We start from the raw sequence: 13,864 nt of genomic DNA on the forward strand, positions 1-13,864 counted from the left end.
TCTATTCTCTATTTAATTCGGATTTATTCCTTTAGATTAGGTCAATTTCGGTTTTTTTCAACTTTATTTCGAGAATTATTACGATTATCACCCTCTATTTCACCTATAAAAAAAGAGCCTTGCGGCCATTGCTGTCCCACAATTTTTCACAAGAGGAAGCTCATTTGAGCTTCCTCTTGTTTTATGGGTATTTTATCGGGTGAAAATAAAGCTTTTAAAGTTCTTCTTTCAAACAAATTCACTTGAATTATTCTGAGTAAACGTTGAACTGTCCAACCTGTTTTCCCTAAATGTTGAGCGAAACTCACCAATAAATAGGCGATCATCGCAATCCAGATTTGTGTCTGAATTGCGTTCCTGCTGCGGCCTAGAAACGCTTTTAATTTGAGATTCTGCTTAATCGCCTTAAAGAACAGCTCAACTTTCCAACGATCTTTATAAATCGCCGCAATGGTGGAGGCGGCTAAATGAAAGTTATTGCTGAGAAAGCTAAAGTGCTTGCCACTTTGCTGATCTCTATATTCAATTCTTCTTAACACTGGGGCTTTTCTTTTTAGGGCATGTGCGCTATTCAGCTGAATGGTTTCATCTTTTAGAATACCTTTGGATTCAAGCACTGGATGTTGCCGGATCACCTGATACACAGATTTAGGCCTAAAACGTGTGACAAATCCAATGTTTTGAGCAGTCAGATTTGCATACCATTGGTAATCGACATAGCCTTTATCAAAAACTACAATGCTGCCAGCAGGAAACTGGAATTTGCGGCCTTGTACCATGTCATTTTCTTTGCCATTTTCAACTGCAACAAACTCAGGAATATCATTGCTGTGATTCAATCCTATGCTGAGTTTCATGCTGGCTTTTGAGTCGTGAACTTTGGCCCATTCACATAAGGAAAGCGACAGGTCAATATGACTGGCATCCAAGGAATACAAGGGATTCTTAAAGCGAAATTTATGAGCTACTTTCGAGTGTTCATAGTATTTAAGCAACTTGTAAAATAGCTGTTGATACAAGGCAGCAGGCTGCTGCTCATTGATTCGTGCCAGCGTGCTTCGGGGAATAGACTTTGCTCCGAGATGACTTAGCTTTTCCTGTTGGCACTCCAAATTGGATTGAATATCTCTCAGACTTTGCCTACAAGAGAATTGAGACATCAATATGGCAATAAACTGATCCCACCGGGAAGCCGCTCTAAATTTCTGTCCAACATGGTGTACTTTAGCAAGTTGTTCAAAATCCTGTCGCACAACAGGTTTAATTAGCTCATGAAATACGGTATTCTGATGTGACAAAACCTGAATCCTGGTCGTTAAAGTGTTTGTTTGCACTCATATTTTAACTGTTAGGACTCAGGTTTTTTTATTTAAAGCAAACTATGGGACAGCATTGGCCTTGCGGCTCTTATTCTAGATATCGGATTAACCGAAACGCCCGGTAATATAGGCTTCAGTCAACTGATGATCCGGCTGGGTAAAGACTTTTTCGGTCGAGTTGACTTCAATCAGATCACCCAAATGGAAATAAGCAGTACGATCTGATACACGTGCTGCCTGTTGCATGGAGTGCGTTACAATCGCGATGGTATATTGCGTAGATAGCTCAGAAATCAGCTCTTCCACTTTGGCCGTTGCAATGGGATCCAGTGCCGAACACGGTTCATCCATCAGGATTACTTCCGGACTGACTGCAATGGTACGCGCGATACACAGACGTTGCTGCTGACCACCGGACAAACCTGTACCTGGCTGGTTCAAACGATCTTTCACTTCTTCCCACAAACCAGCTTTACGCAAGCTACCTTCTACAATTTCTTCAAGATCGTACTTGTCACGTGCCAAACCATGCAGCTTCGGACCATAGGAGACATTATCGAAGATTGATTTTGGAAATGGGTTCGGCTTCTGGAACACCATCCCGACTTGAGCACGTAGCAAGACCACATCAAGATTTGGATCATAAATATCCTGATTATCCAGCATCACTTTACCGGTCACACGACAGCTATCAATGGTATCGTTCATGCGGTTTAAGGTACGCAGAAAGGTCGATTTACCACAGCCTGATGGCCCAATAAAAGCAATCACTTCATTTTCATAAATATTCAGGTCAATGCCTTTAATCGCTTCCGCTTCACCATAGTACACATGCACATTAGAAGTACTAAGTTTCACATTCGTCGACTTCCCATCTTTTTTGCTGCTACTTTGCGTATCGAACTGGGAAACAAACGGAGTTGCTGGCTTTTGAGTTGCCTCATCCGAGGTGAATTGTGTCTGTTGTGGATTCACGATTTGATCCTTTTTTAAGGAATTTTGAATAACAGTTGTGTTCATGATTCTGCCCCTATTACCAACGGACTTCAAATTTCTTACGTAACCAGATGGCCAAGCTGTTCAAGCTGATCATCATGGCCAGAAGTACAATAATTGCTGCTGCGGTACGCCCTTCAAAGAAGTTACGCAACTCATTGCCTTGCCATAAGAAAATCTGCACCGGTAAAGCCGTTGACTGATCAAATGGTGTGGCTGGAACGCTAGCAACAAAAGCACTCATCCCGATTAATAACAATGGTGCAGTTTCACCCAAAGCCTGTGCGACCCCAATGATTGCGCCCGTCAAAATACCCGGCAAAGCCAAAGGCAAGACGTGATGAAATACTGTCTGGATGCGGGAAGCACCGAGGCCCAAAGCTGCCTGACGAATCGAAGGTGGAACCGCTTTAAGTGATGCGCGTGTGGTGATGATCACCGTTGGTAAGGTCATCAGACTCAGTACCAGACCACCCACCAATGGGGCTGACAGTGGCAAATGCATCCAGCCAATGAAGATCGCTGCACCCAATAGACCGAAGACAATCGATGGTACGGCTGCCAGGTTGTTGATATTGACTTCGACCACATCGGTAATCCAGTTTTTCGGAGCAAATTCTTCCAGGTAGATCGCGGAGGCCACCCCGATTGGAATCGAGATAAAGATCACAATCATCATCATGAACAGCGAGCCCATGAAGGCACCTGCCAAGCCAGAAGTTGCTGGTGAGCTGCGCGAGTCAGGACTGGTGAAAATATTGGTATTGAAACTGTTTTCAATCACACCAGAGGCTTTCATGTCGTCCGCCACTTGGCGTACTTCAGGACTGAGCTGCTGCTGTTCATCTGGAAGATCACGGTCAATATTTCCCGCTAGCCAGACATCGACATTGGCATCCGCCAGAATTTTCACTTCCTTGCTTTGACCGACCAGACTTGGATCATTCATGACCATGTCTCGCAAGCGGTACGCCTCAGAACTGGTATATAAAGAACCCAGTTCATCACGCTGGCTTTCCAGCTTGCTGTCTTTGGCGATCATGCCGTTGATAATCAACGCATCCCAATCCACCATTCCGACTTCGGTCTGCCACGCGATAAAGCGATCTTCAAACTGTGCTGGAGATTCTCCTGCAGCTGGCTTCGGTTTTGGACCAATATCCACAAGGGCTGGATCGAAATGAATCGGCAAACTCATGCTGCTTTGCCAGAATGCAGGCAAACCTTTGGATAAAATACTCCCGAACAGCAATACCACAAAGAACAGACCTGCCAGTACCGCAGAGAAACCAAATAAACGAAAGGTTTTTTCTTTACGATGACGTCGTGCCAAAGAGCTTTGAATGGTCTTCTTACGCTTTTCACGCAGCTCGGCGGCGATGGATGGATCAATACGCTGATCCACAGGCGTTGTATTTGAAGTACTCATTAGTCGTATTGCTCACGATATTTACGCACGATGATCAGTGCAACAATGTTCAAACCTAAGGTAATGACGAATAGCGTCAGTCCTAGTGCAAAGGCCACCAGTGCTTGTGGACTAGCAAAATCAGTATCGCCAGTTAGCTGATTCACGATGGTAATCGTGACCGTGGATACTGCTTCAAGCGGATTGGCATGCAACTGCGGGCTGTTCCCGGCTGCAAGAACCACGATCATGGTTTCACCAATTGCACGTGACGCCGCCAACAGGAACGCACCGATAATACCCGGTAGAGCCGCGGGTAAAACCACCTGACGGATCGTTTCAGATTTGGTCGCGCCCAAGCCCAAAGAACCATCACGTAAGGCACGCGGCACCTGAGTGATGATGTCGTCTGACAGAGAAGATACAAATGGAATGATCATGATACCCATGACCAGACCGGCAGTTAGCGCACTGGTCGCATTAATTTCGAGTCCGACCAGAGCACCCATGCTTTTAAGGAATGGACCGATGATCATCAAGGCAAAAACACCATAGACAATCGTAGGAATACCCGCCAGCACTTCAATCGTGGGTTTTGCCCAAGAGCGGAACCGCGGTGAAGCGTATTCTGCCAGATAGATCGCAATCATCAGGCCAACCGGAACTGCAACTAAAAGTGCGATCCCGCTGACCATGAGCGTGCCCCATAACAGTGGCAATAAACCATAACTACCTTCGGCACTGCCAGAGGTGCTAAACCCCGGGTTCCATTGGGTACCAAAGAAGAAATCCAGTGGGCTGACGAAGCTGAAGAAACGCATTGCCTCGCCAAACATCGACATCACAATCCCGAGAGTAGTCAGAATCGCCACACCTGAACACAATGCCAAGCCGATATTAATCATTTTTTCGACTTGGTTACGTGCACGGAATTCCTGACTAATATGTTTCTTGGCCCAGACCAGACCAGCCAGCGCCGCCGAAATCACGACTGCCAATTTGGCAAAGGTACCAATGGTCGAGAATTTAGCCAATTGCTCTGCGGCTGCGACTTCATAGGCTGCAGGTGTATCACTCACTCCAAAACCTGAGGCAAGTGCCTGAACGCGATCAATCACAACGCTCAAACTTGCCGGATCCAGACTGGCCGAAACATTTTCTGGCAAATGGTTGAGTACCACCTGCTCCAGAAAAGTGGGTTCTACCATATTCCAAACAATCAAAATTAAAAACGCAGGGATACCACACCATAGTGCAACCAGGGCACCATAATATCCGGGACGCGAGTGTAAGTTTGCAGAATTGCTTCCCTTACCTGCTAAGCTACGGCTTTTACTTAATCCGATTTGATAGGCTATGGCCATGATGGCCAATAACACACCTATAAGTAGCAGATTCATGTATTCTCCACTGTTTTTTCAATTTTCATGGTTTGAAAAAACTTGTTTATCGCAAAAAGCCGATGGTAGGTTGACCCTACCACCAGCGTTTTCAAAATCATTTATTACTTCACAACAACCGCTTTACCAGCCTTGAAATTTGCCAGGACTGCTGCACGTTCTTTATCAGACATTGAAATCAGACCTGCTTTTTCCAGCTTAGAGCCTTTGCCAGATACTTTCTTGTTCAGGAAGTATTCTGTGAACTGCGGTAAGCCTTTGATCGATTTCAAGTGCTCGCCTTTTACGTAGAAGAACAATGGGCGTGATACCGGATAAGCACCATTCAAGATGGTCTTTTCAGAAGGCGCTACATTGTTCACCGTAGCAACACGTAGACGGTCACGGTTCTGGTCATAGAAACCTAGGCCAAACACACCTACCGCACTTGGAGAAGTTTTTAAACGTGCCAATGTTTCGGTATAGTCACCGGCAATCTCAACCACACGGCCATCTTTACGGAATGTTGTACAAGCTTTTTTCTTAGCATCTTTGTCTAGAGACTTAATTGCAGCATACGTTTCACAACCTGCATCAACCATTTTCTCCTGGAAGACTTCGCGCGTACCATGATTCGACGCAGGAATTACCAGGGTGATAGGTTCATTCGGAAGTGCTTTGTCAATTTGGTTCCAACGCGTGTACGGGTTAGCGACCATTTTTCCATTTGATGGAAGTTGTGCAGCAAGTGCAGCGAAGACATGTTGTGGACGCAGTTTATAAGCCGCTTTGTTTGCATTCGATGCAAACACAATACCGTCATAACCAATTTTGATTTCTAGGACTTGGTTAACGCCATTCTTTTTACATTCTGCCAGCTCTGTACTCTTGATTTGACGAGAAGAGTTTGCGATATCAATCGTGTTATCACCCACGCCATTACAGAACTGCTTTAAACCACCTGAAGAACCGCCAGAACCGACAACTGGTGTTTTAAACTGTGGAAAAGTATTCCCGAATTCTTCTGCCACGATACTGGCATATGGAAGTACAGTTGAAGAACCTGCAATTTGAATGGTGTCACGTGCTGCGTGTGCAGTCGTTACAGCAGTTGCCCCGGTTACTGCTAATGCTAAAGCTATATTTGTAAAGCGCATTCTAGTATCTCTCTCATTTATGCAAATTTGGAGTACACCACTTTTTATTCAGTTTTGTACTTCTTTCGATACCTGCATTTTGATTTTAGAATATGACAGATAAGTTACAGCTTTATTACGATTTAGTGATTTTTAATCTAGCGGCTTTTTCTTGATTAAATTTTTATGGATTTCAATGATTAAGTTCTTTATGTCATTCACTTCAATAAAAAATTTTAGACCAATGACATGTAACAATTTTTATAAACCTGAATTCAGGATAAATCCTGCTCCCCAGTTTTACATAAGCCTATGACAAATAAATAACAGGCCAAACGGGATTCAGACCTTCCGTGTTTTTGTGAGGAATTTCGATCTGGGAAAGGACCTTTTTTTATTTTTAAGCGCACAAAAAAGGAGATCATTTCGATCTCCTTTTTTTCACACCACCATCACTTATGCAATGGGTGGCGTATAAGTACCGTCAGCGATTGAATCTTTGATACGATCCGCTTCTGCAAGCACTAGCGCCAACAGGTTCTTCACATTATCAAGCGTTGCAACCGGGCTTAAAGTCGTCATTTTCAGAGACTGAACCTGACCAACTTTCGTCACACCAATGTTCGCTTCACCACGTGCAAACAGTTCGTCTGCTACGTTTTGGTTAAGCGTATCGAGTAATTCAACCGGATATCCCGCTGGAACCACACGGAACAAGACAGACGCGAATTGAGGCTCAAGCAGAAGCTCCAGACCGTCAGTCGCTTTAATGTAGTCTGCCACATCACGGGTTAATTTCACGCCATGATCGATCATCGAACCATAAAGCTCTTCACCTAATGCTTCTACAGTCATCCACAATTTCAAGGCATCAAAACGACGCGTCGTTTGTAGTGACTTCGACACCAGGTTAGGAACGCCATGCTCTTCATCATAAGCGGAGTTCAGATACTCAGCTTCATAATGCATAAAACGGTAGTTCGCTTCATCTTTTAACAAGAACGCGCCACAAGAAATGGCCTGGAAGTAATGCTTATGGAAATCAAGCGTGATCGAATCCGACAGCTCAATCCCATCCAGCATAGAACGATAGTCATTGGATAGAATCAGTGCACCACCCCATGCCGCATCGATGTGCATCCACGCGCCATATTTATTGGTGATTTCACGAATTGCTTTCAATGGATCAATCGCGCCAGCATCCGTTGTACCCGCTGTTGCCACCACACATGCCACGATCTTGCCTTCAGACTGAAGATGCGCCATGGTTTTTTCCAGTGCATCTACGTCCATCTGTGCATTTTCATTCACAGGAACAGTGACCACTGACTGGAAGCCCATGCCCATCATCGCCATGTTCTTTTGCACAGAGAAATGTGCATTTTCAGAACAGATGACTTTGACATTACGCATCGCATCCGCAGGAATACCATCACGCTGAACCGACCACGGATTACCGTTTTCGTCTTTCCAGTTTTTCGCGATGCAAGCATCACGCGCCAGCAATACGCCCATCAAGTTAGACTGTGTACCACCAGAAGTAAATACACCTGCCTGACCCGCACCATAGCCCACTTTTTGACGTAACCAGTCAATCAGCTGAACTTCCATCAATGAACCGGCCGGGCTTTGATCCCATGAGTCCATTGACTGGTTGGTTGCATTAATCAGCACTTCCGCGATCTGGCTAGTCACCATCGTTGGACAGTGAAGATGCGCAAGTGAATGCGGATGATGCACTTTTAAGCTCTTGTTAAGGAATAGCTCAACCATACGCTCAAGAGATTTTTCTACACCCAAACCTTCTTTTGAAGGATGAAATGCAATTGCACTGCGCAGCTCTTTAATACTGCCGCCCGTGTACATTTTGTCGTTTTGCAACCATGCCGCAACCGCTTTGGTCGCTTGGTCCATGCCAGCCTGATAGTCAGCAATGGATGCAGCATCATTGCAGAGTAACGCTTTACGATGTTCTGCGAAATCTACCATGAATTATGCGCCTCGAACTGCAACTAGTGCTTCAGCAACCGATTTTTTGAAACGAGCAATCACTTCAACACATTCGTCTTGAGTAATGATCAACGGGCAAAGTAAACGAATCACTGTACCGTTACGACCACCTTTTTCCAGCAACAGTTTGTTGTTGAAACAAGCGGTTTGGATCGCTGCAGCCAACTGACCATCAGCAGGCAAAGAACCCATATGATCCGCATCTTTGCGCTCATCTACGATTTCAACACCGATCATCAGACCACGGCCACGCACGTTACCGATACATGGGAATTCAGCAGCCAGTTTTTTCAGTTCAGCTTGCAGGAAATCACCACGCTCTTGTGCATTTTGCGCCAGGTTCTGTTCTTTAATGGTATTGATCGTTGCAAGGCCTGTACCCATCGCCAATTGGTTACCACGGAAAGTACCGGTATGACCTGCTGGCTGCCAAGCATCAAACTTACGTTTAATACCAAGTACGGCAAGCGGTAAGCTACCACCTACAGCTTTAGACATCACTACGACATCAGGTTCAATCCCTGCATGTTCGAATGCAAACATTTTGCCTGAACGCGCAAAGCCTGCCTGAACTTCATCAAGAATCAACACGATGTTGTGTTTTTCAGTCACTTCACGGATTTTTTGCAACCATTTTACTGGCGCAGTTACCACACCGCCTTCACCTTGAATTGCTTCAAGAATTACAGCTGCAGGTTTGGTCACACCGCTTTCTACATCTTCAATGAAATTTTCAAAGTAATAAGTCAGGGCATCAACGCCCGCTTCACCGCCAAGACCCAATGGGCAACGGTATTCATGCGGATACGGCATGAACTGTACACCCGGCATCAAACCGTTCACTGCATTTTTCGCAGACAGGTTACCTGTCATTGCCAATGCACCATGAGTCATACCGTGGTAGCCGCCAGAAAAGCTGATCACTGAGCTACGACCGGTAAAGGTTTTTGCTAGTTTAATCGCGGCTTCAGTTGCATCTGCACCTGATGGACCACAGAACTGCAAGCAGTACTCTTCCTGGCCACCCGGAAGATAAGAAAGAAGTGCTTCAGTAAAAGCATCTTTTAAAGGAGTAGTAAGATCCAGGGTATGCAATGGTAAACCGCTTGCAATCGTATCCTGGATACTTTGAATGACTGCAGGATGATTATGGCCTAATGCCAACGTCCCTGCCCCAGCTAAACAATCAAGGTACTCAGTACCTTCAACATCGGTAACCCAGCAACCTTGTGCTTTCGCTATCGCTAACGGTAATTTACGTGGATAACTACGCACATTCGATTCCATCTGACTTTGGCGAGTCAAGTAGTATTCGTTTGTGGAATTGGTGGCAGGGTTTACAGAAGTAACGCTCATATCGAATTACCATCTCTGATATGGGTGAAAGAAATAAGTCTGGTGACGTTTGGTCCTTTGACTCGGCGCTTTATAAAGGTTCTAGCTAGCAGTTTTGTATTCGAATAACTAGGAGGCGGATGATACCGAATTTTTCAGGAAAATAAACAACTTTCAGTCACATTTTGTCCTAATCTTTATCGAAAAAAAACATCACGCTAATCCATCCCCTAAATCATCATCTTACAGTGTGACAGCAGAAAGAAAAGCGTGTTCTTTTATGCTTTTTTGTAGCGCAGGCGACATTCCGATAATTAATCTTAAAATTATTCATTAAGTATTTAATTATTAAAAATAAATATAAATTAAATAATGAGATAAAATTAAAGAAAATTTAACACTCTTACGACAAATATTTCGTAAAAAGATCACAATTGAGATTTAATATTTTAACAACGGCTTAGATGGCCAATTTTAAGAAAAACAGGACAATTTCATGCGTCTCTTAGCACTTACCAGTTTGATCCTTGCCAGCACCCTCGCCACAGGCGCATTTGCAGCTCCTGCTGAATCTCTGAATTATAATGTTGTTAATCTTTCAGCAGAAGCTAGCCGTGAAATCTCAAATGATGAAATGCATGCTGTGCTTTATATTGAAAGATCCAACAAACAGCCGGCTGAACTGGCCACTCAAATTAACCAGCTGATGAATCAGGCGATCGCCACAGCACGCAAATATCCTACTGTGAAAATCGAGACAGGTGCACAAAGCACTTACCCTATTTATGACAATGACAACCGCAAATTAAAAGAATGGCGTGGTCGTGCCCAGATTCGTCTGGAATCAAAAGATTTTAAAGCGACATCTCAACTGATTGCCGAATTACAACAGCACTTCCAGACCCAGTCGATTAATTTCAAGGTATCTGACGAAAAGCGTAAAAAAGTTGAAAGCGAGCTGATGATTGAAGCCACCAAAAACTTCCAGCAACGCGCACAGGCACTCACCCAGACCTGGAATAAACCGAGTTATCAACTGGTGAACTTAAACCTGAATACTAACAATTATTCACCACAGCCAGTACCTCGTATGGCCATGATGAAATCTGCATCGGCTGATATGGCGGTTCCTGAGCAGGAAGTTGCGGCGGGTGAATCGCAAATGACCGTCAGCGCGAATGGGGCGATTCAGTTTAAATAAGACTTCATTATATTATTCGGACTTTTAAGAACCACTCTTTTGAGTGGTTTTTTATCATGTGAATATTCTAGGACTTACGCACTGTTATTTATAGACTCTCTGTGGTAGCAGATGATTTTTATCGAGAATAAAGTCATCAATGAAGTTTTTGATAATTGGTCTAAATAATTTCTTCTGCCAACGATATACATTTTCAAAGATCCGCTCAAACTGGTTCTTTTGTATCTCAACGTAGGCCATCAAGGCTGAAAAAATATGATTCAAAATCAGTTTAGACCGTCTTACCTGAAACTTTTCAATATGACAAACCTGTTTAATCACCCGGTGATATTGTTCTATTTTCCAATGACTTGAATGTAATTCATGAAAACCCTCAAAGGATAATAAATCATCTTCATCTTGATACACAATATAAAACCTCTGCTGTTCTTTTAACTGAGTCTTAAATAATTGTACAAAGCCAAAATCTTTGAGCCAGACCACTTGACCCTGATGGAAATTTGGCAATAAACGCAGTTGAAACCATTGTCCTTTTTCAGGGGAAACCTTACGGTTACAGTCGATACCAAACATAAATCGAATACCATGTTTTCTTATGGTTTTTAGATTTCCAGTCGATGAATACCAACTATCACCTGAAATAAATTGAATCTTTGCACCCCAACTAAGTACTTCACTTAACATATCCATAAAGTAATCATTCTTGGTTTTACTTTCAGATTTGTCATAAATTCGGAAATTAATTGGAATATTTTGACCATTTTGATCTGTCGCATACAAGGTAATGAGATTAATACCCTTGACGGATCGGTGGTGTTTGCCTGACCAAAAATAGCTAACCAAGTCCATATGTTGACTATATGGTTTATCTAAAACAGTATCATCAATACTGACTATAAGCTTATTATTATCAATATGTTGAATTGCTTCTTGATATAGGTCGTGAGGTGTGTAGTCTTCACGCTCTAGAAAGCGATTTACACTATCATGCGAGATATTATAAGTCTCGGCAAGTTGTGTGCAGCTAATAGAGTTCGGTTCTGTCATGAGAAAGCCCATATAAATGGGTAATGTACAAGTTGCTGTAGAAGCATGTTTAGTTCGTCTGATCACAGATACGTTATAAACTATTGTAATACTTTTTTGAATCCGTCAATGCGTAAGTCCTATATTCTTTAAAAAGCAAGACTACAAATTCATACAAACTCAGGTAGGAATTGAGGCTTGACCGGTTTAGAGTAACGGACATTTGTTCCAGTCCTCTCTGCTCATGTCCCTTGACCAACTGAATCTTTACCTGTTTCATATCTTAAATGTACCCGACCAAGCCTCAATCTGGATGATCAACTATGCCTCCCTGATTGCGCATGACCTGGTTTATCTCTTTTTGCTGATTTTTGCTATTGCTTGGTTCCGTGGTAGTTACGAAGTAAAAACAGGGATTATTAAAGCCTTCATCTTTACAGCTATTACATTATTGATGAGTGAAGTATTGTCTGCGGTACTCAATACCCCACGCCCGTTTGTGATGGATGTTGGTCGCACCCTGATTGAACATGCATCGACTGGTTCTTTTCCCAGCAACCATATGAGTATTTTTAGTGGGATTGCCTTCGCCTATTATTTTTCACCGCAGCGAGACTTGGGACGAATTCTAATCTGGACAGCTTGGCTGGTGGCATGGTCGCGTGTTTATGTCGGTGTGCATTTTCCAATTGATATGCTGGGTGCATTCCTGATGGCAATAATAGTAAATTTAGCTGGCTTGCCGCTGTGGTGGAAATATGAGAATCAAATCATAAACTTTATTTTGGGTATTCATTATTGGGTATTTTCGCCTTTAATTCGAATGGGCTGGATCAAATAAATCTAATTAAAATGTCATAAAAAACCCGCTCGAAAGCGGGATTTTTTGAATCTCTAAACTTGAATCTGAATAATTTAGTAAATCGCCATATGATTGCGATGAATCATTTCCAGCGAACGCGCTTCACCTAACACCTGATGCACTTTATCTGATGCCAGACCACGAACGATATCTGCTGAACGCGAACTGAAGTTGACACGACCGACCGCAATCCGGTGACCTTGTGTATCGACACATTCCACCACATCACCGCGTTCGAAATGACCCTCAACCGCTTTCACCCCTACAGGCAATAAGCTGCGATGATTGTCTTTAATGGCTTTCACTGCGCCATCATCAATCACTAAACGACCTGCGGTTTGCAAGTGAGCAGCCAACCATTGCTGATGCGCTGTCATCCGGTCTTTATCAGTCACAAATAAAGTACCTAACAATTCGCCAGACATTAGACGTGATAGAACACCATCACTATCACCACTTGCAATTAAGGTCGGACAGCCCGACTTTGCAGCCAGACGTGCAGCACGAACTTTGGTCAGCATGCCACCACGACCAAATTTACCGCCTCCACCGGCCATATCAAACAGACTTTCATCCATCGCACGTACGGTATGGAACAGTTTGGCATCTGGATTAGACCGTGGGTCTGAGTCAAACATCCCTTCCTGATCCGTTAAGATAATCAGAAGGTCTGCATGAACCTGACCTGCGACCATGGCCGCAAGCGTGTCGTTGTCACCAAAGCGAATTTCGTCAGTCGAAACAGTATCATTTTCATTGATCACCGGAATCACGCGCCAATCAATCAGGTTCTGCAAGGCATCACATGAGTTGAGGTAGCGACGACGATCTGCCAGATCATCATGGGTTAACAATACTTGCGCAGTTCGAATCTGATGCTTCTCAAGTACGCTTGACCAAGTATGAATCAGGCCCATCTGACCGATGGCAGCACAAGCCTGAAGACTGGGTAGATCAGTGGGTCGATTCTCAAGTTTCATTCGCACCATACCTTCAGCCACAGCACCGGAAGACACCAGAATAATCTCGTGTCCTGCATTGTGTAGATCTGCAATTTGTCCCGCCCAATGCGAGATAGCATCTAAATCTAAACCTTGTCCGTTTGCTGTGAGTAAAGATGATCCGATTTTAACAACGATTCGTTTACAACCCTTGAGCTGACGTTGCCCATCTACCACTTCTATCATCTTGT

The 13,864-nt window shown here is 43.7% G+C and carries 11 protein-coding genes; 2 read left to right on the forward strand and 9 right to left on the reverse strand.

Annotation, left to right across the window (positions count from 1 at the left end; all coding sequences use genetic code 11):
* Window positions 1-146: 146 nt before the first annotated feature.
* The 7 genes from H0S56_RS09370 to H0S56_RS09400 all read right to left on the reverse strand — a co-directional run bounded on the left by H0S56_RS09370 (window position 147) and on the right by H0S56_RS09400 (window position 9,604).
* Window positions 147-1,298 carry an IS4-like element ISAbe18 family transposase gene (locus tag H0S56_RS09370; RefSeq protein WP_195726034.1) on the reverse strand — a complete coding sequence of 384 codons (1,152 nt, stop codon included), beginning with the start codon at window positions 1,296-1,298 and terminating at the stop codon, window positions 147-149.
* A 126-nt stretch (window positions 1,299-1,424) separates the two neighbouring features.
* A complete protein-coding gene (gene pstB / locus H0S56_RS09375; RefSeq protein WP_195724916.1) occupies window positions 1,425-2,339 on the reverse strand; it encodes a phosphate ABC transporter ATP-binding protein PstB in 915 nt (304 codons plus the stop codon).
* 13 nt (window positions 2,340-2,352) lie between these two features.
* The gene (pstA, locus tag H0S56_RS09380; RefSeq protein ID WP_195724917.1) at window positions 2,353-3,744 is read right to left on the reverse strand and encodes a phosphate ABC transporter permease PstA; all 1,392 of its coding nucleotides are present in this window, start codon (window positions 3,742-3,744) and stop codon (window positions 2,353-2,355) included.
* Window positions 3,744-5,123 carry a phosphate ABC transporter permease subunit PstC gene (gene pstC / locus H0S56_RS09385; protein WP_005107378.1) on the reverse strand — a complete coding sequence of 460 codons (1,380 nt, stop codon included), beginning with the start codon at window positions 5,121-5,123 and terminating at the stop codon, window positions 3,744-3,746. The genes pstA and pstC overlap by 1 nt, the downstream gene beginning before the upstream one ends.
* Before the next feature lie 104 nt (window positions 5,124-5,227).
* Window positions 5,228-6,259 (reverse strand): substrate-binding domain-containing protein, encoded by a 1,032-nt coding sequence (locus tag H0S56_RS09390; protein WP_004279710.1) that lies wholly within the window; start codon window positions 6,257-6,259, stop codon window positions 5,228-5,230.
* Between the two features lie 435 nt (window positions 6,260-6,694).
* Complete coding sequence (locus tag H0S56_RS09395) at window positions 6,695-8,227, reverse strand: pyridoxal phosphate-dependent decarboxylase family protein (protein ID WP_195724918.1); 1,533 nt, start codon at window positions 8,225-8,227, stop codon at window positions 6,695-6,697.
* 3 nt (window positions 8,228-8,230) lie between these two features.
* Window positions 8,231-9,604, reverse strand: a complete 1,374-nt coding sequence (locus H0S56_RS09400; protein ID WP_005246815.1) for a diaminobutyrate--2-oxoglutarate transaminase — start codon at window positions 9,602-9,604, stop codon at window positions 8,231-8,233.
* Window positions 9,605-10,079: 475 nt separating this feature from the next.
* On the opposite strand from H0S56_RS09400, the gene H0S56_RS09405 reads away from it, so the two are divergent.
* Window positions 10,080-10,784 carry an SIMPL domain-containing protein gene (locus H0S56_RS09405; RefSeq protein WP_195724919.1) on the forward strand — a complete coding sequence of 235 codons (705 nt, stop codon included), beginning with the start codon at window positions 10,080-10,082 and terminating at the stop codon, window positions 10,782-10,784.
* Between the two features lie 84 nt (window positions 10,785-10,868).
* On the opposite strand, the gene H0S56_RS09410 is transcribed toward H0S56_RS09405, so the two are convergent.
* A complete protein-coding gene (locus H0S56_RS09410) occupies window positions 10,869-11,897 on the reverse strand; it encodes an IS701 family transposase (protein ID WP_082190861.1) in 1,029 nt (342 codons plus the stop codon).
* Between the two features lie 157 nt (window positions 11,898-12,054).
* Here H0S56_RS09410 and H0S56_RS09415 point away from each other — a divergent pair, with 157 nt between their 5' ends.
* A complete protein-coding gene (locus H0S56_RS09415; protein WP_195724920.1) occupies window positions 12,055-12,651 on the forward strand; it encodes a phosphatase PAP2 family protein in 597 nt (198 codons plus the stop codon).
* A 74-nt stretch (window positions 12,652-12,725) separates the two neighbouring features.
* Here H0S56_RS09415 and proB read toward each other — a convergent pair whose 3' ends face one another.
* Complete coding sequence (proB, locus tag H0S56_RS09420) at window positions 12,726-13,859, reverse strand: glutamate 5-kinase (protein ID WP_004279682.1); 1,134 nt, start codon at window positions 13,857-13,859, stop codon at window positions 12,726-12,728.
* Between the last annotated feature and the right edge of the window lie 5 nt (window positions 13,860-13,864).

The sequence above is a fragment of the Acinetobacter lwoffii genome, assembly GCF_015602705.1.
Lineage (GTDB): Bacteria > Pseudomonadota > Gammaproteobacteria > Pseudomonadales > Moraxellaceae > Acinetobacter > Acinetobacter lwoffii_E.